The organism is Nitrospira sp., from assembly GCA_016788885.1.
Taxonomy (GTDB): domain Bacteria; phylum Nitrospirota; class Nitrospiria; order Nitrospirales; family Nitrospiraceae; genus Nitrospira_A.
Map to the genome: position 1 here is coordinate 123,203 of JAEURX010000025.1, position 20,832 is coordinate 144,034.

25 protein-coding genes are annotated in these 20,832 nt (G+C 60.1%); all 25 read right to left on the reverse strand.

Features of this window, described 5'->3' with window-relative positions:
* Positions 1-4: 4 nt before the first annotated feature.
* Positions 5-1,414 (reverse strand): c-type cytochrome, encoded by a 1,410-nt coding sequence (locus JNL86_07125; GenBank protein MBL8042676.1) that lies wholly within the window; start codon positions 1,412-1,414, stop codon positions 5-7.
* 36 nt (positions 1,415-1,450) lie between these two features.
* Positions 1,451-2,080 (reverse strand): c-type cytochrome, encoded by a 630-nt coding sequence (locus JNL86_07130; protein MBL8042677.1) that lies wholly within the window; start codon positions 2,078-2,080, stop codon positions 1,451-1,453.
* Complete coding sequence (locus tag JNL86_07135) at positions 2,077-3,258, reverse strand: sulfite oxidase (protein MBL8042678.1); 1,182 nt, start codon at positions 3,256-3,258, stop codon at positions 2,077-2,079. Before JNL86_07135 ends, JNL86_07130 begins: the two co-directional genes overlap by 4 nt.
* A 13-nt stretch (positions 3,259-3,271) precedes the next feature.
* The gene (locus JNL86_07140; protein ID MBL8042679.1) at positions 3,272-3,688 is read right to left on the reverse strand and encodes an OsmC family protein; all 417 of its coding nucleotides are present in this window, start codon (positions 3,686-3,688) and stop codon (positions 3,272-3,274) included.
* An 84-nt stretch (positions 3,689-3,772) separates the two neighbouring features.
* Positions 3,773-4,618: a c-type cytochrome gene (locus JNL86_07145; protein MBL8042680.1), complete on the reverse strand. Its 846-nt coding sequence runs from the start codon at positions 4,616-4,618 to the stop codon at positions 3,773-3,775.
* Positions 4,619-4,843: 225 nt separating this feature from the next.
* Positions 4,844-5,203 carry a cytochrome c gene (locus tag JNL86_07150; protein ID MBL8042681.1) on the reverse strand — a complete coding sequence of 120 codons (360 nt, stop codon included), beginning with the start codon at positions 5,201-5,203 and terminating at the stop codon, positions 4,844-4,846.
* 69 nt (positions 5,204-5,272) lie between these two features.
* Positions 5,273-6,598, reverse strand: coding sequence for a cytochrome b N-terminal domain-containing protein (locus JNL86_07155; protein MBL8042682.1), 1,326 nt, complete (start codon positions 6,596-6,598; stop codon positions 5,273-5,275).
* A 93-nt stretch (positions 6,599-6,691) separates the two neighbouring features.
* Positions 6,692-7,243, reverse strand: coding sequence for a ubiquinol-cytochrome c reductase iron-sulfur subunit (locus JNL86_07160; GenBank protein MBL8042683.1), 552 nt, complete (start codon positions 7,241-7,243; stop codon positions 6,692-6,694).
* A 107-nt stretch (positions 7,244-7,350) separates the two neighbouring features.
* Positions 7,351-7,785, reverse strand: coding sequence for a CBS domain-containing protein (locus JNL86_07165; protein ID MBL8042684.1), 435 nt, complete (start codon positions 7,783-7,785; stop codon positions 7,351-7,353).
* A 144-nt stretch (positions 7,786-7,929) separates the two neighbouring features.
* The gene (locus tag JNL86_07170; GenBank protein MBL8042685.1) at positions 7,930-8,148 is read right to left on the reverse strand and encodes a DUF2892 domain-containing protein; all 219 of its coding nucleotides are present in this window, start codon (positions 8,146-8,148) and stop codon (positions 7,930-7,932) included.
* Positions 8,149-8,356: 208 nt separating this feature from the next.
* Entirely contained in the window at positions 8,357-8,824 is a 468-nt protein-coding gene (locus tag JNL86_07175; GenBank protein ID MBL8042686.1) for a cytochrome c, read from the reverse strand.
* A 21-nt stretch (positions 8,825-8,845) separates the two neighbouring features.
* A complete protein-coding gene (locus tag JNL86_07180) occupies positions 8,846-9,214 on the reverse strand; it encodes a c-type cytochrome (GenBank protein MBL8042687.1) in 369 nt (122 codons plus the stop codon).
* Between the two features lie 218 nt (positions 9,215-9,432).
* Entirely contained in the window at positions 9,433-9,867 is a 435-nt protein-coding gene (locus tag JNL86_07185; protein ID MBL8042688.1) for an OsmC family protein, read from the reverse strand.
* A 112-nt stretch (positions 9,868-9,979) separates the two neighbouring features.
* Positions 9,980-10,396 (reverse strand): nucleoside diphosphate kinase regulator, encoded by a 417-nt coding sequence (gene rnk / locus JNL86_07190; protein MBL8042689.1) that lies wholly within the window; start codon positions 10,394-10,396, stop codon positions 9,980-9,982.
* Positions 10,393-11,370 carry a universal stress protein gene (locus JNL86_07195; GenBank protein ID MBL8042690.1) on the reverse strand — a complete coding sequence of 326 codons (978 nt, stop codon included), beginning with the start codon at positions 11,368-11,370 and terminating at the stop codon, positions 10,393-10,395. Before JNL86_07195 ends, rnk begins: the two co-directional genes overlap by 4 nt.
* A gap of 305 nt (positions 11,371-11,675) precedes the next feature.
* Positions 11,676-12,494 (reverse strand): hypothetical protein, encoded by an 819-nt coding sequence (locus JNL86_07200; GenBank protein MBL8042691.1) that lies wholly within the window; start codon positions 12,492-12,494, stop codon positions 11,676-11,678.
* A gap of 62 nt (positions 12,495-12,556) precedes the next feature.
* Positions 12,557-12,703, reverse strand: coding sequence for a hypothetical protein (locus JNL86_07205; GenBank protein ID MBL8042692.1), 147 nt, complete (start codon positions 12,701-12,703; stop codon positions 12,557-12,559).
* A 356-nt stretch (positions 12,704-13,059) separates the two neighbouring features.
* Positions 13,060-13,599: a hypothetical protein gene (locus tag JNL86_07210; protein ID MBL8042693.1), complete on the reverse strand. Its 540-nt coding sequence runs from the start codon at positions 13,597-13,599 to the stop codon at positions 13,060-13,062.
* 4 nt (positions 13,600-13,603) lie between these two features.
* Positions 13,604-15,325 (reverse strand): alpha-glucan family phosphorylase, encoded by a 1,722-nt coding sequence (gene glgP, locus JNL86_07215; protein MBL8042694.1) that lies wholly within the window; start codon positions 15,323-15,325, stop codon positions 13,604-13,606.
* Positions 15,322-16,596: a glycosyltransferase gene (locus tag JNL86_07220; GenBank protein MBL8042695.1), complete on the reverse strand. Its 1,275-nt coding sequence runs from the start codon at positions 16,594-16,596 to the stop codon at positions 15,322-15,324. Before JNL86_07220 ends, glgP begins: the two co-directional genes overlap by 4 nt.
* A gap of 29 nt (positions 16,597-16,625) precedes the next feature.
* Positions 16,626-17,102, reverse strand: a complete 477-nt coding sequence (locus JNL86_07225; GenBank protein ID MBL8042696.1) for a hypothetical protein — start codon at positions 17,100-17,102, stop codon at positions 16,626-16,628.
* 61 nt (positions 17,103-17,163) lie between these two features.
* A complete protein-coding gene (locus JNL86_07230; GenBank protein MBL8042697.1) occupies positions 17,164-17,811 on the reverse strand; it encodes a membrane integrity-associated transporter subunit PqiC in 648 nt (215 codons plus the stop codon).
* Positions 17,812-17,821: 10 nt separating this feature from the next.
* Positions 17,822-18,784 (reverse strand): MCE family protein, encoded by a 963-nt coding sequence (locus tag JNL86_07235; protein MBL8042698.1) that lies wholly within the window; start codon positions 18,782-18,784, stop codon positions 17,822-17,824.
* Between the two features lie 10 nt (positions 18,785-18,794).
* Positions 18,795-19,601, reverse strand: coding sequence for an ATP-binding cassette domain-containing protein (locus JNL86_07240; GenBank protein MBL8042699.1), 807 nt, complete (start codon positions 19,599-19,601; stop codon positions 18,795-18,797).
* Positions 19,602-19,681: 80 nt separating this feature from the next.
* Entirely contained in the window at positions 19,682-20,821 is a 1,140-nt protein-coding gene (locus tag JNL86_07245; protein MBL8042700.1) for an ABC transporter permease, read from the reverse strand.
* Between the last annotated feature and the right edge of the window lie 11 nt (positions 20,822-20,832).

Here is a 20,832-nt window from a genome sequence, read left to right on the forward strand (position 1 = left end):
CATTTCACTTCGCCAGACTTCTCACATAGGCAATCAACTGCCACACCTGCTCATCCGGCAATGCGGCAAACGACATCATGCCGGTTCCAGGCGACCCGTTTTTGATGATCCAGAACAGTTGCCCATCGGGCAAGTCCTTCATCGTCGAGCCGCAGGTAAAGTTGCGAGGCGGTGGAATCAACGCCGCGCCCATGAAGCCCTGGCCGTTGCCTTTCTCGCCATGGCACATGGCGCAGGCCACCGGCTGTGCCGTCTGCAGAAAGAGTGTCTTCCCCGACTGAATCATGGCATCCGAGCTCGGCAAGGGATTGGTCTTCGACAGAAATTCTGGCGGCGCCTTCGCCGTCTTTCTCGGCTGTGGACAGACCCCAGAGGCCCCGCCTCCCACCGACGCCTGAGCCTGATCAGGTCCGCCCTTGAAGGTGGCCTTCAAATACGCCATCACATCCGCCACGCCCTGCTGCCCGATCGTCAGCCCCCAGTACGGCATGTTCGGCGACTTCCCCATCGCGGCGCCGCCATGATTAATGACGTTGTACAGATAATCCGTCGGCAATTTCTCGAAGGGAATGTTCGCGTGCACGGCCGGCTTCGGATTCAAGCCGGAAGCCGCCGGACCATCACCCTTGCCGGTCGCCCCGTGGCATTGCGAACAATATTCTTTGTAGAGCACTTTCCCGCGATCCACGCTGGCCAGACCGAACTCAGGCGCCGTCCACGGTTCGTAATATTTGAAGTCCTTCACACCCTGCACCATGAGAAACCCAATCACCGCTCGCAGCTGCGGCTCCGTCGCATCGGCCAGGAATTCGCCGCTGTGCGGCACAAAGTCCTGCGGATTCAGTCCGAACCGGAACAGCCAGTCCTTGTCATACCGCTGCCCTGCCGCCGCCAGGGATGCACTCTGCGGACCACCGATGAGCGCCCCGTTCTCCTCGATGAGGTGACACCCGAGGCAGGCATGCGCCTTATACGCGATACCTCCGAACGTCGCATCGAATTTGCTGACCTTGGCGAGATCGAATGCACCGACCGTCACCCGCGGGTCCTTGTTGTGTTGTTGAAAGTAGTCGGCAATCGCCGCCGCTTCGTCGTCACCGACCACAGGATGCCGCATCGGTCCTTCGGCAAGGTCCCACCGATACCCCTTCGGATACAGAGGGGCCTCTTTTCCCGTCAGATAGCGAAGCAGCCAGGCACGCTGATACTTACTCCCAGCCCAAATCAAATCGGGGGCCTTGAGATTGAATCGCGAATCGGCTTTTCCCTCCAGTCGATGACAACCCGCACAATTGGTTTGAATCAGATCTTTCACATGGCTTTGCTCGCTGCCCAGCAACAGGCGCGGGAAAGACATCAAGGCCATGACAAAGACCAGCGCACACCCGACCGTCACTATCCGTCGTCGCCCCATGAGGCACCCCTTTCGTTCACGTATCCAATTGCGCGGTTATCGCGTGGCCAGCCACGCGTGAATATCCGCGATGTCTTGATGGCTCAGCACCGCCCCCCAGGCCGGCATCGGACCTCGACCATGGAGCACGGTTTCCCAAAACGCCCCGTCATTCTTGAGAATCAGGTTCCGCGCCAGTTTCGGCCCCACGCCGCCGACCGCCCCTTCTCCATGGCAGGCCTGACAGTTGTGTGCATACAGTCCCGCGCCGCGCGTGGGAACGCCGGTCAACGGCTCTTCGTTCGTCGCCTGCGGCCCAGCCGGCGGCGTAGTCATCGCCAACTCTTGCTCGATGGTCGGCAAGTGATCCGATGCTCCGGGATGATTGCGCGCAGTCACATACTGGAGGACCAGTGCGGTCTCCTCCTTGGACAGTTCGGCGCCCCAATGGACCATCTTCTCCACGGTGGCAATCCAGCGTTCTTCCGGCAGCCGTTGCTGTGAAATGAGATCGGTCGTGTGGCAGACGGCGCATCGGGCCATGATCAAGGTTGCGGCCCGTCGAGACTGAGGAGTGGGAAGCGATGGTCGCTCATCCTCCTGCGCTGCGGTGATGACGACCAGACCAAGCATGACAGACAGCAGAGAGAGCAGTACGAGGAAGGAACCGTGTCGTGACCTGCTCATGCCGCCACCGTCACCGCCACGCGGTCCCATCCACTCCACAAAAATCCTCCGGGATTCCACGAACTGGTTGCCGGCTGTTGTTCACCCCGTGCATCCGTGGCGCGGCAGAGCAGAGCCGTGGGGCCGACCGTCCTGGGAGTCCACACATATTGCCACTGCCGCCAGGCATAGGGTTGTCCCTCTCCGAGTAACCGGGCTTGCTCCCAGGTCTTTCCGTCATCACAGGATACTTCGACGTGCGCCACGGCGAACTCACCGGCCCAGGCTACCCCTTGAACGGTCACGGGTCCTTTCCTCACCGTATCACCCTCACCCGGCGCGGCGATCAGCGACTTCACCGGCATCTGTTCGACCGGCACCATCACGGTCCCCGGCAATCCGGATCCCGGCTGGATCGATGTCTCCGGCATGCGATAGGCCTGCTGCATATAGTAGCCGGGTGTTTCATCGGCCCGTACCGTGAGCTCCGTCAACCATTTCATGCAGGATTCCGCCATCCAACCTGGAGTGATGACCCGGAGCGGCGCACCATGCAAGAGCGGCAACGGACGACCATTCATTTCAAAGGCGAGGAGCGTATCGGGATGAAGCGCCTTGGCGATGGGAATACTTCTCGTGAACAGAGGCACGGTAGGAAGAGCGGGACGATCGGCGCCCTGCATCTGAACGTGGACGCCCTGGGGTTTCACACCGGCGCGCTCCAGCACATCGCGCAACCTCACGCCGGTCCACTGCGCGTTCCCGACCGCACCGCGCTCCCATTGCACGCCCGGCACCTTGGGGCGATGGTTCGCGCGCCCGTTCCCGCTGCACTGCAGCACAGCCGTCACTGTCACCGATTCGAACGCATGAAGATCTTTCAGTGACAGGCTGAGCCCTTCCTTGACCAACCCCTTCACGGTCAGTCGCCAGGTCTCGGGCTGGACGGCCTCGGCTGCAGGCGGACCAAAATGACTGCGCACGAAGAATCGTTCGTTGGGGGTCAACCAGGATGTGAACTCGCGCACCGGGGTTTCGGCGTCGAACGGCCGCGTGACCCGCACCGTGAGCGGACCGCTCCCCTGTCCAATCGCGTCCGCTTGATGGCCTTCGGCCGCCGGGATCGCGCCCTTGACGAGTGCTCCAATACCGATTCCCTGCAACACCGATCTCAACCATCCACGCCGAGAAACTGTCATGCGCATCCTTCTGCTACGTTGGCGTCGTCATGTGGATGTGCGGATTCAACTCGATGGCAATGCCCGTCGGCACCACCACCGATTGATGCACCGTACATCCGTGGGCGACTTTCAACAACCGTTCTTTGAGTTCCGGCGTGATACGGTGAGGAATGCGGATCGACAGTTGAATCTGCCCGACTCGATGAGGGCCCTCCGCCATGGCCCATTCCGCCTCAACCCTCAGCCCCTCACGGGAAATGTCATGTCGCGCGCAGAACTCACCTACGAAGTAGCCCACGCAACTCGCCACGGAGCCGACAAACAATTCCACCGGCGTCATGCCTGCATCCGCCCCGCCGCCGTCCACCGGTTGATCAGTCACGACTCGGTGGCGATCGCTGAGGATGTCGTAACGCGTTCCACCTTGATAGGCCACGCTGAGCTTCATCACTGGCTCCCCTACGTACTCCGTTGCCTCAGCTACCCGCATCCACACTGCGGACAACGTTTGGATCACCTTCGCGTCATGGACTTAATAGGACACGTCCGATGGCTTTCCGCCCTTCGGCCAATCACCGCCCTTCCCGGCAAAGTCCGGGCGAGGTCGAGCGTTGAGATAGGCGGCGACATCGTAGGCATCCTGATCCGACAAGGCCCACCCTCTGGTCCGCGGCATATTCGATTTGATGAAGGATGCCGTCACCGGCAGACGCGCCATGTCACTCCCGATACTGAAGGCCCGGTCGCCCCACAAGGGCGGCGCCGCCATGGTGCCCTGGCCGTCCGCGCCATGACAGAATGCACAACGGGCCGTATACAGTTTCGCACCGCTCGAGGGATTCGGCGACTTCACCGCGGCGAGACGCGGAATGCCCCGCCATGCCATGCGGCTTCCTTCCGGAACGTCTTTCGACAACCATTCGATGTAGGCCACCATCGCGTGAAGCTTGTGGCTGTCCTCGGAAATCGCTTTGCCGTTTAAGCTACGTACCACACAGTCGTTGATGCGATCGGCCAGGGTGAGCACCCGGCCGGCTCGCGCCTGGTATTCCGGATAGACCTTCGAGAGTCCGACAAACGACGCCGAATTGGGATCAAGCCCCGCGTCCAAATGACAATTGGCACAAGTCAGCCCGTTCCCTACATAGGATGACGCAAATTCTTGAGTGTGGACGACCAGCTGGTATCCGAGGCGGATCTGCTCGCCGCGCTGACCGCCGGGGATGGAATCGGGTAACGGATGGCTGAATACGGCATCGATTCCTTCCGGCTCTGCCTGCGCACCGCCTGAATGACCAACCTGGCTCGCTCCTTGTGAGCCGACACAACCGCCTACCACTGCCATGGTAAACAGACCGCTCAGAATAAGGTTCCGCATACGTATTGATCTCGCAAGCTATGTACCAGGCGACCCATCCCCGCTACAGGGCTATCCTCCATTGGTTCCGTGGGGTAGGAACGACTCCTCGGCAGCGCTGGCGACAAAAGCCCCAACGACAGCCGTCTCCCTGCGGCATCACGCCACAGCCGCAGGATGCCATGCCACCCTCATGCGTGGTGATTAGGGACAGTTTTTAGGAAAAGGATTCGCCCGACAGAGCACTCAGGGCTGGAGCGATCGAATGTAGGCCAGCAGGTCTGCGATTTGCGCCTCGTTCAGCGATGCGGCATACCCGGTCATGGCCGTTCCCGAGCGCCCCTCCATGATGATCTTGCGCAACTGCGCATCGGTTTTTGTCTGCGTCGGCTTCGCCGTCAGGTCGGCAGGAGGCGGCGCCAGGTAGGCGGCCATCTCGCTGTCGCCCTTTCCCGTCGGGCCATGGCAATTTTGGCAACTTGTCGCGTAGAGCTTCTTCCCGGCTTCAGGGTTCGCTTGTCCGGACTCTGCGACATTGAGAGGAATCACCCCCAGCACCATCAGCATCAGCATCACCACGCCCAATCCACCGCTTCTCTGCATCATGCGCCTCCTTACCCGATCCTCTCTTCACCATTCGACGCGCACGTCGTTCCCGCAGGCGACGCCGCCATGCTACGTCGTGCGCGTTAAGCTCAACATATAACTCGTCAGGTCATTCAGCTGCTGCTCGGTGAGAGGGAATTTCGGCATAAACGAACCCGGCGACACGGATTGAGGGTCACGAAAATGCTTGAGGTGCCAGGTACGATCCGGCCTCATGTCCCCAATGGTCGACAGATCCGGCGCCACGGCACCGCCTTCCCCATGGATCCGATGACAGCCGACACAGCCGAGCTGCGCATACACCGTCTTCCCTCTGGCCACGGAGGGGTCGGTTCTCGGCACCGCATAGAGATTTTTGATCGAAACACCCAGCAGCCCGAACACGACGAGGAGGAACAGCAGGCCGCCACCAAGCGCGACGGGCCGCCGAATAGGATTTCGCACGGGGTTGCGATCGATAAACGGCCAGAACAACATGACCAGGATCACGCAAAGCGGCAGCACCCAAGTCGCCACCGGTTCAAGCGGTCCATGTACGTACTTGAGCAATTCGTAATAGAAGAGAAAATACCATTCTGGAACCGGCACGAAGCTCGTATCGGACGGATTGGCCTTATCCGTCAAGGGCAGAGGGATGGTGAACGCGAGGATCGCCACGACCAGAAATACACAGGCAATGACGACGGCATCCATGTAGACCTGCCGCGGAGCAAACGTTTCGGCGCCCAATGACGCCCGGTCGTCGGTCCAGGGTCCTGCCGGCCCCACTCGCCGCAGGACGAACAGGTGCACGGCAATCCCCGTGATGAGGATCGCAGGTAGAAACAACACATGAATCGCAAAAAATCGTGAGAGTGTCAGGGCGCCAAGAATTTCACCGCCGCGCAGGATGCGAGAGGCCACATCTCCGATGAGCGGGACCGTGCCCACCATATTGATCCCGATTTGAGTCGCCCAATAGGCCGTTTGATCCCAGGGCAGGAGATAGCCGGTGAAGGCAAAGGTCATCACGAGCAGAAACAGCAGCACCCCGACCATCCACATCACTTCGCGCGGGGCTTTGTAGGCGCCATACAGAAACGTCTGAAGCATGTGAAGCCCGATCGCGACGACCATCGACGAGGCACCCCAATGGTGCAGGCCTCGCACGAACCATCCCAAGGTAATGTCGGTTTCGATAAATCGAACGCTGTCGTACGCATGGTCGGGGGTGGGCGCATAATAGAGCGCGAGAAACATGCCCGTAGCGGCCTGCATGAGGAACAGGAACAGCGTGATGGAGCCGAAGACGTAAATCCAACTGGCCCCGCCGGGGATAGGCTCATCGAGCAACGTGCGCTGGACTGGCTTGAGATTCAGACGGCTGTCGAGCCAATCGTACAGGCGAGAAGACATTCGACTCCCAGATCTCAGTGTTGAATCGTGCCTGTAGACGCTTCACGAGAAGCGCCACTCGACACTGACCACGACACACGCACCGCGACGCACTCACAGCTCAACACTTTCTCCCAACCCTGACTTGAATTCCTTATACATCACCAGAAGCCGCCCCCCTTCCACCTTTGAAGGAAGGACATCGAGGGGACGCGGAGCGGGCCCACCTACGACTTGCCCGTTCACGTCATAGGCACTTCCGTGGCAGGGACAGAGAAATTTTTTGTCCGTTTCATCCCAACGATAGCCGCAGCCCAGGTGCGTACAGATCGGCGAAAACACCTTGATGTCGCCCTGCGCTTGCTTGACCGCCCACACCGCCTTGTGAGCAGTGGTCGCCAGCCAGCCGTCACGGACCGTCGTGACATGGTCCAATTGCTTCGGATGGCCTGAAGACAGTTCATCGACCGGCCCGACATCGACCCAGTCGCGATGGCGCCGCTGAAACGCCGGGGAGACCAGCGTACTGAGCAAAGGAATCGAAAGCCCGAGGCCGACGAATCCGGCTGCCGCCAGCGTGATCCAATGAAAAAACGTTCGTCGCGATCCAACAGGCGTTGAAAAGCCTTTCCCGCCACTGGTCGCGGTTCCACCTGAATGACTCACGTTCACCTTCCCTCGTAAGGGGTGCTCCCAGAGAGACGAGGAGACGAAAGTGAATCCACTCTCGTCTCCTCTGAGATCGACACGCTGACGCTCGTCCCTCAGGCCATCTAGCTCTCGATGTCCAACCCAAGACCAATTCGGGCACGGAGCAAATCATGCCGGGTCAGCGTATACACGATGGTGCCGTCCCGTTCGACAGGAAGATTGAGTAGATGCTTTTCTTCCATGATCCGAACCGCGTCATCGATCGAGGTATTCGCCGTCACGATGATCCGCTCTCGGATCATAATCCGTTCCACCGTCACCTGATTAAGGTCCACATTCGAGTCGAGCGCTTTCAGAAAATCGAATTCACTGATGAACCCGACATATTGTCCCGCGTCATCGACCACAGGCGCTCCAGGCGTATGAGTCGTCAGCAAATCGGCCGCAACTTCCAGAGCATTTTGGTTACGATTCACCAGTATTTGGTTCGTCCCCACGATTTGTCCGACGGTCTTAAAACCGCCTGCCGGTACTCCATCTTTCACTACCTTGGGCATCGTCACCTCCTTCGCGATCGTCCAATGACGACATTGTCACTGGCACGTTTCAGACGGTCTTTGATCCACAGACCACCCCCCTTCACTCGAGCGAAACCCCTTCCTGCTCGGTGAAGAGCGAACTCAGTCCCCACATCTGACGACTCAGGATTTTTTGGCCGCTTCAAGGTGGCAGGTGTTGACGCCGAACAGTGTCCACACCGGACAATACCCGATCGTTCCCGTCGCCAATGCGATGGTCCCTACCGCCAGAATCACCCCCGTACCGATAGGCGGAAGCCCCGCAAAGGCTCCGATGCCGATCAACAGCACTCCCAGAATGATCCGAATCGGCCGCTCGATTCCGCCCACGTTGCATGCCATCACAGCACCTCCTTCGTTGCGATCACGCCATGAGCCGCCAACTTTCAGCCCTCAGCCGTCTGGATCACAGCTACCGGCGACTCGCAATCTCGATAGGTATGAGTCATCGCAGAGGAAATGGATTCAGTTTTCACTCAACCGGCCACTTTCGATTCTCCGCATGTCCTCTGATGCTGACAGCTGACGGCTGAACGCCGACGGTAGATGGCTATTTCGTCGCAAAACGATACATATCGTGGCAGGTGGTGCATCGTGCCGTCATACTCGACAAGCGACTGAGAATCTGCTGCGACGTCTCGCCTTGCGCGATACCATCGGCCAGATGATCCATATCTTTATGAATGGACATGCCCATTTGCTTGAATGCGAGGGGAAGCTTCAACATGATCGCAGGGTTGACGTCCACGGCCATCGCCATGCCTGCCGCGCGAGCTGCCCCTTCCGCATCCTTGAGGTTCGGACTCGGTCTTCCCAACACCGTGACGACACCATGCACCGCTTTTAAGAGATCGCGCATCTCCGCTAATACGAGATCCCGTTCCGCGGGAGCCAGAAGAATTTCCGTACGCCCATCGCTAGCCGGCCTGGTATGCCCCTGGATGAACCACGTCAGCATGATCATCACCGTGATCACCCACAGTGCAGCTGTCCCCACCCCGACGACACGCCAATTGATGAGATGACGAATACCGTTCATTCAGGGCTGACTCCGTCCGGCCTCGCCGCCCAACTGGCGCAGATAGGCCGTCACATCGCGCATGTCTTGTTCGGTGAGGACGAACTTCCAGGCCCCCATCGCCGTGTTCTTTCGACCCTCGTGAATCGTCTTCAGCAAGGTCGCCTCCAATTGGTTTTGCACGGCCGGAGCAGTGAGGTCGGCGACCGGCGGCGTGAAGGTCATGACGCCGTTTCCCTTTCCTTCCACACCATGGCACCGGATGCACACATTGGCGTAGAGCAACTTCCCCTTCGCGGCATCGCCGTCATCACCTGCCTGCAGACTGCCTACCCCCGTCAGGAAGAGGATCAGCGCCGCACCACAGTATAGGCTACGTCGTCGGTTCATGGGAAACCCTTCACTCCAGAGCGCGTTTCTATGAATCAGGACTACGTAGGATGATCAGAATGCGATCCCTGTGCCACTCACATCTGTAGGAAAGGGAATGACACATCTTGCTGAAGCCGCCGATTCTCACGGAGGCTGCAACCCCATGCGCCTGGGGTCTGGAGAGAATCACCCCAACGCAACGATCTGGCTGGCGCAAGATGCCACAGGCGTGGAAGTCATAGAATCGTCGGTTCCAAGGTCACACTGGTTTTCATGGAATTGGAAATCAGGCAGTTGGCTTCGGCCTTTTCAATCAATTCTTTCGCCTTGGCTGCGTCACCTCCGGCCTGAAGCGTGATGCGCGGCCGCAAGGTGATCACGGTCACTTGAAACTTCCCGTCCACAAGTTCCAGACGACCTTCTGCCTCAGATTGATACGAAGCAAAGGCTAGCCCCGCCCGTTCAGCCACCGCGAGAAAGGTGGTCATGAGACAAATGTTCGCTGCCGCGACATACAAGTCTTCCGGAGACCAGATCCCCTCGTGCCCCTTGAATTCCGGCGGTGTCGCCACCTGGATCTCCGGTTTACCGTCACAGGCGATCACGCCTTTTTTCTGCTCCGTCCACTTCACGGTCGTGTGATACGTATACACCTTACTGCGAACGTCCATCGTCCCCCTCCGTATAGTTCATGATATGTTCGTTGCTCTCAGCGATACGCCATCAGGCATAGCCTCTTCGTCCACGAGATACGCTCTTCGCGCCACGATTTCCCGCAGTCCGCTAGAGGTGAAAATCTCCTGCGGCTTCCGGCTGATACAAGACTGCCTTGATGCGCACCGTTCGTACCCCGGCAGGCACGGGCCAATCCACCGTCTCCCCCGCGCGGGCCCCCAACAGGGCAGTCCCGATTGGCGCAAGAATCGAAAGCTTCTTGTCCTGGATGCCGGCATCAGAAGGAAAGACCAGCGTATAGACATTTTCCATGCCGGTATCGACGTCTTCGATCCGTACTTGGGAATTCATCGTGATCACATCATGGGGAACGGCCGAAGGATCCACGACATGGGCGCGATCAAGTTCATGCTCCAAACTCTCCAAGTGATCCCGGTCCCGTGCCCCGGCGCTGAGACGAGCGTTCAGGACATCTCTCAGGCGTGCCAAATCGAATTCGGTGATATAAATTTCACGCTGGTTCATCGCTCTGCTCCTTCAGTTTCCGTCTCGCTCATGGTTTGTGGCATGATCCGGCGATGATTCGGCGCGAATTTCGGCGCCTTCACGGTGAGGACCGGGCAGGTCGCCCGGCGTAACACCGCATCAGCCACGCTGCCGAATCGTTCCACCGATAGGCCGCGACGGCCATGGGTCCCCATCACGATCAGGTCAGACCGATGACGCAGCGCAGAGGCGAGAATCACATCGGAAGCCATGCCTCCTGCAATCTCGACGTCGGCGGCCAAGCCGAATGAGGTCACGAAGGTCCGAAGCTCCTCCAGTTGCTTGTTCCAATGGTCTCGTTTTTGCGCCTCCTGTTCGACCAGGCCCAGGCCGCAATCCAAGTCGTAGCAGACCGGCTCCAACACATGCATCAAGGTGACGGTGGCACGGAGGCCGTTGGCGAGCTGGACGGCATATTCGACGGCATCCAACGATGGGCTCGAAAAATCCAGCGGTGCCAGAATATGCCGGATCTGCACTTTTGGGCCTGCCGCAGAGGGCTTGCCCGCTTCTTCACGCAACCCTGGGACCGCGAGAACAGGACAGGGCGCTTCCCTCACAACCCGTTCCGTCGTGCCGCCGATCAGCCCACAGAGCATATTGGTTCGCCCCTGCACACCCAGCACAATGAGTTCCGCCCCTTCATCCTTCGCAGTCACACCAATGTGCTCTGCCGGATTCCCCAGCACCAACCGCACCTTCGCGGACAGGCCACATCGCACCAGATCTTCGCGTACTTCGGCCAACTGCTGCGCGGCATGAGCCCGCGCCGCCATCACTGCAGCAAGAGATTCTGCCTCGGCGTTCACTCGGTGGGGCGCCTCGATGACATGCAGCACTTCCAACGTGGCTGCCCAGTGGGAGGCAAGATAGGCGGCATAGGTCTGCGCACAGGCTGCGCCTTCAGAAAAATCGGTCGCCATGAGAATCCGTGTCATCAGTGGCTTAGTCATGATAGCTCCTCTGAAACGGTTGGGCGACTGTTCCCGTGGAGACGACCGGTCTCCGGCAAGCGGCGACGGCAGGTCGATCAAGGAGCGGTACGCGTGGGTGGTGGAATCGTTCTGTCGGCGATCAACGACGAATAGTGTCTCTTCCAGCAAGACAAATGCCAACGGGGCTCCTACTCGTCCGATTGGGCATTTGCTTATTTTCTGGGCTGGTAGAATCCAGAGGAGGCCTACGTCTCGGACCGTACTGTTGCCATTTGCAGCAACGACCCTCTTCGCCGTGAGGCAATACACCCCGCGGCTGTCGCTCAAGAACGGTGCGTCAGCCCGATCATTTCCATCACCGCTGCCTCGCTCGGCGCCTGCTCGAGGAGGTCACGCGAAAAACTGAGGCACGGCAGGCGCTTATACATCGTCCGCAGCACTTCAGCCTCCTTCGGCGTATCGATCGCCTCGGTCAGACGTTCGAAGAGGACCATCATGTTCGGCAACACTCTCCGGCCCAGGTTCCAGAATGCTTCGACCTTTCCCGCCATGATGCACGTATTCCACAGCGCCCCTGACGCATAGGCCAACTGCGCCAGCGGCGGCTCCGGGCTCTCGATGAATGTCTTGACGCGGCGGATCGTGCGAGGACCGAAATTGATCAGCTGATGATCGGGCATGATCCACCCGTATTCCGCATGCGGTCCTTCCGGCCGCGACGCGAGCAACACCGGCTTCGTGGGCAGCTTCTCCGCCGCTCGCACGGCATACAGTACCTCCTTGAGATACCGTTCCTCGGGAAACACCACATGATCGGAGGGAGAAATCAGAACGATGCCCTCCGGATCACGCACACGAACGTAGGTCAACGAGAGAAAAATCCCTGAGGCCGTGCCAAGATTGCGGGGCTGCACCAAGACAATCCCGGGATCCCGCGCGCTGATCTGCGCCCAGACCTCAGGGTGCCCACGAGCCAGGACGACCACCGTACGCGCCGGACTGGCGACCTGCATCATGCGATCCAGCGTATGCTGGAGTTTCGAGCGAGTCCCAAGGAATCGGCCGTATGGCTTGGGAACCGTCTTTTCAGGCCGGGGCCTGATCGCCGGTGGCATCCCGGCGTCGGCATCGCTTGCCAGCACAATCGACCACCGTCGACCGCTGAATGTTCCTGGCTCCCGCACAATGATCCCCTATATCTTGTTCAGTCCTTGCCGTCTCGAACGGCGTTCCTGCTGCGCTTCACAGGCGTCCGCAGCAAGACGATCTGCCTGTCATCGAAGAAGGACAACCACAGCATCGCCATCCACACCACACAGGTAATCCCTCCCAGCGCCAACAGCACGAGCATGCCACCACCTCTTTTCGCGTACCCTCTCGACAGAGGCCGGCGAGGCCTTTACCGGGATACATCCAGCAAAGACAAGCCCCAGAAGGCCATGACTCCCATTGCGCCAACGACCACCAACAGCAGCAGCGTGAGCGGCACAATGGTGTTCAGTTTGTTCATCGTTTACTCTGCAGGTCTGCGTGCGACAGGATGCGTCTTCTCCCGTGACCATACCAGTGTGGCAGCGACACATGAATAGACAATGAACGGATCATGAAGAATTTCTCATGAATCGTGTTTCAGCAAAACGCACGATGGCATGGAACCAGGGATTCGTGAGGGCCTTCACCGCGGGCAGAGGAGGCAGGGTCTTCTGTTTATTTGAGCGACAACGAAATCGACCGTGCGACCTGCGTCAGTCCCCACAGCAAAAACAACCCATAGACCGTCCCGAAGAACCAGGGGAAGCTGATGGCGCGATGCGCCCACCATTGGCGGTGTTGACGAAATGCCCACGAAGGCTCGAATGAGCACGGCTCATTGCTCTGGTCAATGATCGTTTCCCGGTGCTCGCGCAATCGATACAGCGTGCTCACCGGTTTCCGGTTGAGCCACTCAGGTCTGGTCTCGATGCCGCGCAATTGCCATTCCCACAGCGCATTCTGCCCGGAAAACCGGCCCAATACGATCGCCATCTGCGCGCTCATGAGAATCCCGATCATGCTCAGCAAGACAATGACGATGGTAAAAGGCAGTGCCAGCGACTCCCGCGAGACGAGCAACCCGATGACGGCGACGAAAATTGAATTGGCCGTGAGATAGTCCGACAGCATGGTGTGATAATCGCGGACACCTGACGTCCACAACGTGAGTAGGTGGTTGTAGTCGGACTGCATGGTGTCGCGATCGTGCACCATACGGCTAGGCTCCATTGACGGCCTGATCGACCAACCGATAGGCGTTACGCAGATACTGTCCGACCATGCGCTGCGTATTGAAAAATGCCCCGTTGATCGCAATCGTGTGTTTCATGATCTCGATGAATCTGTCCCGTTCCTTGTAGAAGCAGGGTAGCACCTGCTGTTCGAGTTTGTCGTAGAGTGCCGCGGCATGACAGGCCTCAGCCTCCTCCGATGGGGAGGTGCAGGCTTCGACCTTCTCGCCGATCGACCAACCGGTCACCCCTTCGATATGTCCCTCGACCCACCAACCGTCCAGGACGCTCAGGCTGGGCACACCGTTCATGGCCGCTTTCATCCCACTGGTGCCGGACGCTTCCATCGGGGGCAACGGTGTGTTCAGCCACACGTCGACCCCCGCGCACAACAGCCGGGCCAAGGTCATATCGTAATTGGCCACATAGGCGACCGAGAGTTGCCCTCGCATGGCGTGAATGCGGCGGATCATCTCCTTGCCCTCCTGATCCTGGGGATGTGCCTTGCCCGCGAACACGAACTGGATCGGACCGGCCTGCTTCGCCAATCGCTGTAGCCGCTCAACATCGTGAAACACCAGCGTCCCTCGTTTGTAGGCGGTGGCGCGGCGGGCAAAGCCGATTGTGAACACATCCCGATCGAATCCTGCGTTGGTCTCGCGATTGACCTCATCGACTAACGCCAGCTTGGCCTCCCGATGGGCGGCCCAAATTTCCGCACCGGGGATGCTGATGGCGTACCGCAGCGACAATTGATCGTATCGCCAGTCAGGCAAATGACGGTCATACACACCTTGAAAGGCGGGGGCCGCCCAGGCCACGGCATGCACCCCATTCGTAATGGAGTGAATCGGGTAGCCGGGATAGAGCGAGTGAGAGACCTCACCATGCCGCATCGCGACGCCGTTGACGAACCGCGACCCGCGCAGCGCTAATAACGTCATGTTCAACGCCCCTTGATGTTGGCAGGCCTGGACGAGTTCACAGCGCCGTTTCCCCAAGACCTGATGCGCCAGGTCGGCAGGAAATTGATCATGACCGGCCGGCACCGGCGTATGGGTGGTGAATACGCAATGCTCCCGCACCTTCTCGATCACCTCCGGCGGCACCGCTCCATTGCGCGGCTCCCCGCCGAGTTCCGCTTCGATCAACGCCAGCACCAGCAATGCCGCATGCCCTTCGTTGAGATGGTACCGATAGATGTGGTCATGCCCCAGGGCCTGCAACAATGCGAAGCCGCCGAAACCGAGAACCAGTTCCTGACAGAGCCGGTAGTGGGCATCGCCCCCGTACAACGAATCCGTGATGGTCCGGTCCCAGGGACTATTTTCCGGCAGATCCGTATCGAGCAGATATACGGGAACGGCATGCTCCGACATACCGGTGACGATATGCCGCCAGGCGCGCACCTGCACCGATCGCCCTTCGATCTCAACTGAGACACGTGGCTCCAACGGCTCCGCAAAATCATTGATCGCCCAGGCCACCGGTTCCTCGGTCTGCCAGCCCGCCCGATCGAGCCGCTGATAGAAATAGCCGCGCCGGTGCAGCAGGGTGACGCCGACCATCGGGACGCCCAGGTCGGCGGCGGAGCGAATCGTATCGCCGGCCAGGATACCCAAGCCGCCCGCGTAGGTCGGCATCAATGGGTTGAGGCCGATCTCCATCGAAAAATACGCGACCAGCGCATTGCAGCCGTGACGGATCATGCGCTCTCCAACACCTGATGAATCAGCCGCAACTCGTCCCGCACCAGACGCGGCATCAGAAAATGTTGGCGGACATGCTCGCGCCCGGCCCGCCCGAACTCCCCACGCTCACCCGGGTGCCGGAGCAGATAGAGCGCCCGCTCTGCGCAGGCCTCTGCGCTCATGACGAGATTCTTGTGGAAGGGCTCGGGAAACTGCATCGGAATGCCGCCCGTGTTGCCGGCAACCACCGGCTTTTCTTTCCACAGGGCCTCTGACACCACCAACCCGAACCCTTCCCGCAGTGATTTTTGAATCACGACATCAGAGCTGCGTTGAAAGGCATTCACCTCCATGCTTCCCACGCCGGACAGGTTTGTGAACACAAACAAATCAGGATCGTTCGCGGCTTCCTCTTCCACCCGATCCAGAATCTCCCACCCTTCCGGGTCGTCCCCGGCCATGGCGCCGATGAGCACTAATTGCACTGCGGGAAGGTCCTCTTTGACCAGGCGATAGGCATGCACCACGCCGAGCGGATCCTTCCAAGGATCAAAGCGAGAGACTTGCAGAAGCAACGGCCTGACCGGATCCACACCGGAATCCGCAATGACGCGGCGGCACAGATCGGCCGGCAACTCCATGTTCTTGGTCGCCAGCGGATCGATGGCGGGTGCGATGAACGCGATGCGCTTGGACGCCAGTTGCGGCAGCACGAATTGGTCCATCGTGAACACGACCGCCTCGTACTCTTCCAAGAAGGGACGCAAAAAATGGCTGACATCTTTGTCCGGTGCCGAACTGTCGATGTGACAACGCCAAATCCATTTGGCGCCGCGCGAGCCCGCGAAATGTCGAATGGCCGCCGGCTGCGGATCGTGCACGATGTACAGATCGTAGTCGTTGCCGAGCGCCTTCGCACTCCGCTCGTTGACCTTGAGGTAGCGGTCCTGCTCGGCCTTTCCCAGTCCGTAGTGGCCGCCCTGCAGTGCGTTATGAAACGCCTTGGTGATGGCAAAAAAATCCGGTTCCCCGTGAATCAAGCGCCAGTCGGCCTGCACACCGAGCGCCTGCAACATCGGAATGTAGCGCGCCAACAGCTCCGCCACTCCCCCGCCAGCGGCCGTCGAATTCACATGACAAATCCTGATGCCCTTCAAACTTTTGGCGAGTGTCGTCAGTTCCTCATACATCGCTTCGCTGAGGAGACTTCGATAGCCGCCCAGATTGGCCTGCATCGCCCCACAGCGGCGACCGACCCCCACTTTCGGTAACTGCGTCTGGATCTCCATTCCTCCTGCATCTCCTTCATCTGCGACTCTTATCCGAACGTCGCCCGCACCCACGCTCCGAGATAATGTGTGATCGCCACGACACTGAGTCCGATGAGCACGTGCTCGCCGATGACTTTCCAGGGAGGCACCCGTTGTGCCCGCGCAAGCGCATAACTCAGCACGGCCAACAGAGACAGGCCCCAGATCAAGCTGACGACAACGGCCGCATCCAGCGGCATGAACAGGACCGGGACGGCAAAGGTTCCGGCGATGACGAACTTCGCGGCGAACGTCGCGGCCGTGGAAGCCCAAATGTCATGGGTGTTGCCATGGTTTTTCGATTCTTCGGCCACATGGATCCCTAAGGCATCCGACATGGCGTCGGCCACCGCAATCGTGAGGATGCCTCCCAGGACCGCGGGCATGGAATGCGTCCCCGCGTGCAACCCCACCATCAACCCCAGGGTCGTGATCACCCCGGACGTGAGCCCGAAACTAAACCCGATTTTCAGCGCGGTCCGCATGCCCGATACCGTCTCCTCACGAACCATCCGGCGCCATCCCCGCCAGCAGCGGGACGGCCGGTCAACAGACCTCCTTTCCCGCTTCGCGTAGACAGCCCGCAATCCAGTGATTGACCTCGGCCAGCACCGCGCTCACCGCGCGGTTCGCCGCCAACACCCCGCCATACGCATCCTCACTGGGAGCCGGTTCCAGCCTGTCGAAACTTCTGGCCCCCACCACGCGCTGCGTCTTCACGTCGGTCAGTTGCGCCCGCAACCGCACCCGACTGTGGCTCGGCCGCTGTACGAACTCCTGTTGGACCACCACTCCCGACACATCCAGTTGATGGTCGGCACGGAGGGCCGAGGGCATGGGGACGACCACACGCCAGGTTCCCGACTGCTCCAGAGATCGAATGAGTAACGGCGCCAACATCCTGGAAGGGGCGTCAACCCAGAAATGGCTGGCGTAATAACTCACTTCCGACGGCCGCTGCAGAAACGCCATACGCGGTTGCTCGAATCCCGCCGCAGCCTGCGGCACACCGACCAGCAACACGCCCTGCGCATTGACTCGCGAAAACGGCGTCCCACGTTCGCGATCGGCCTCTTCCATCGTCAACACAAACGTATGGACCGGACTGTCCGTCGATTGAGGCAGCACACACGCCGTCAACATGCAGAGGGCCAGACCCAGCAACAGCCTGCTCAGCGCATGACAATCGCCCACGATGCTCCCTTCACTCTCCCGGCCCCTTGGACTGAGACGAACGACCAAGCACCAGCACATTTGGTTGCCGTTCAACTTGTTGGGCCACTCGATTCAGGGTGGCGGTCAGCTGTCGCAACTCGGTGACGAGCAGCCCCGCATCGGCTAGGGTCTGCTGAGTAAACTGCTCGACGCCGGACTTGCTGGCGCCGACCATCTCGCCGAGCGAACGACCGGTGCGCGACCATTCCTCCGTCAACTGTTGGAGCCCGGCGGCACTCTTGTTGATACGGTCGAGTACGGCCGGCAGCTGCGTTCCGAGTCGTTCCGTGACGTTCGCCGCCCGCTCGGCCGCTTGTGCCGCGCCTTGTAGGCCGTGGTCTACCTGGCTGCTGCGAGCCGCCAACACCTTGGTCAGCTCAGCCAGATCTTTGAGCACTTGCCTGACCAGCGTACGATGCTCTTCGTCCACCATCAAGGAGGCATTCTGAGCCAAACCGTTGAGCTGTGCCACGAGCGTGGCCACGCCCTGATCGGACAATAATTTCGCCAGGGTCCCGTCCAATCGCCCCAACAGCGACGGCACGCTCTTGATGACCGGATACACCTGCCCGGCCGCGGGTGACAGCGGTGGGGCCTCCCGAGTTCCCCCCGTCAGATTGAGCGTCACCAACCCCGTGAGGCCCTGCGTCACCAACACCGCCTGCGTGTCGGTCTTGACCGGCGTCCCGCCGACGATATTCAACGTGATCCGTACCTCTTCCGGATTCTCCGGATTCAGGACCACTTCTTTCACCCGCCCGACGTCGACTCCGCGATACTTGACGGTCGAATCCACGCTGAGCCCGGCCACCGACTCCCTGGTATAGACATCATAGCGATCATAGATGCCGCGGTAGTCCGTCTTCCCCAGCCAGAAAATCGCCCCCAGCACCGTGAATCCCAGCAACAGCACGAATGCACCGACCACGATATAGTTGACCTTCGGTTCCATCCGGCACCTCTCACTCCCGATGCGGCGCAGCTCCCGCATGGTTCAGCAGCGCAGCCCGCCCTCGCGGGCCATGGAAGTAGCTCCGAATGACGGGATCGTCCGACGCCGCGAGCGCCTCCATCGTACCCAGTCCCAACACCCGGCCTTCGCCCAGGACTGCCACCCGATCGGCAATGCGCCACAACGAATCGAGATCGTGTGTCACCATCACAACGGTGAGCCCCAACAATCGTTTGAGCTCGAGCACGAGATCGTCGAACCCCGCCGCGATCATCGGATCAAGTCCGGCGGTCGGTTCGTCGAGAAACAACAGCTCGGGGTCCATGACGATGGCACGGGCCAGCGCGGCGCGGCGACGCATCCCACCGCTGAGTTCACTTGGAAATTTCAGCGCGCTGTCGGGAGGAAGCCCGACCAGGGCGATTTTTAATGCCACAATCTCGCGAATGAGCCCGCCGCTCAGTGACGTATGTTCCTTCAGGGGGACGGCGACGTTGTCGGCCAGCGTCATGGAGCTGAACAAGGCCCCATGCTGAAACATCACGCCGAACCGCCGATGGAGCGGAGATCCGTCCGGCTGTTCCAGTTCGAGGCTGTTGACGCCCAGGAGGCGAATGCTCCCGGTCGTGGGAGTCAACAGGCCGATGATCTCCCGCAAGAGCGTCGACTTCCCGCATCCGTTTCCGCCCGCAATGGCGAACACCTCGCCTCGCAAGACCGTGAGGCTCACATCCTCATGCACGACCGCCGGACCGAACCGGGTGGACACATGGCTCACCTCGATCACGGGAGGGTCAGTGTGCGCGGCTCCAGACATGACACCCGTCACTTCCCAAGGTTCGGTCGGTCCTGACGAACGCATCGGCTGCCGCTGCAGGTCTTCATGAGGGATCCGGCCTACAGGCTCCACCAGTTCAACAGAATGCTGCACATCGCGTCGAAAATGATCACCAGAAAAATGCTCTGCACGACGCTGATCGTGGTGTGTCGTCCCACGTCATCCACTCCGCCTCGAATCTGAAAGCCCTGATAACAGCCGACCAGCGCAATGATGACGGCAAAACACGGCGCCTTCCCGATCCCGATGAGGAAATGCCGCAATGCGACCGCTTCTTCGAAACGCGCGAGGAAGGCGGTGAACCCGACGTTCAGCTGACTCGAGGCGATCAACATCCCCCCGAACACCCCTAAGACATCGGCATACACCGTCAGCAGCGGCAGTGCGACGACCAAGGCCAGCACCCGCGGGAGTACCAGCAATTCGATCGGCGAGAGCCCGAAGGTCTGAAGCGCATCCAGCTCTTCCGTCACCTTCATCGTGCCGATCTGCGCCGCATACGCAGACCCCGACCGCCCGGCAATCAAGATCGCCGCGATCAGCGGAGCAATTTCTCGCAACAGCGAGATGCCCACCAGGTCCACGATGAAAATATTGGTCCCGAACTTTCGCAGCTGTTCGGCCCCCTGGTACGCAATCACTACGCCGATCAAGAACGTCAACAGGCCGGTGATCGGCAGGGCGTTCACCCCGTCGAGCCGAAGACTGTTCAAACCGCTGCGCCAACGCATGCGGGACGGCGACAAGAGCAGGTGCAGGAGCGCGACCGACGTCCGGCCGACAAATTCCAATCCTCGCAGCACCCGCGTCGCGGATCGACGCAGAACCGTGGTGACCCATCGCGTCCCGTCAGGCCGCGCAGCCACATGAGCCATCATGACGCTCCAATTGGCCGATACCAGGCTCATCAGTTGCAGATACTCAGTCCGCAGTCCCTCGACCGTCACCTCACAACCACGGTGACGCGCGGCCATCACGGCGCGTGACAACACCACCGCCCCGCCGGTGTCGAAGGCGGCAATGCCACTCCCCTCGAACCGGAACGACCCGCCTTCGGGCCAATCCATGACCGCGAGGATCCGTTCGGCCGGAGCTACCGCAGACATTGTCCACGAGCCCTGACAACGCAGCGTGCGCCCCTCCACCAACGTGACCGCAGCCGGCTGTTCTCCGGGATCAAATGTCGATCGACGCCTCATGGTGTCTTGTG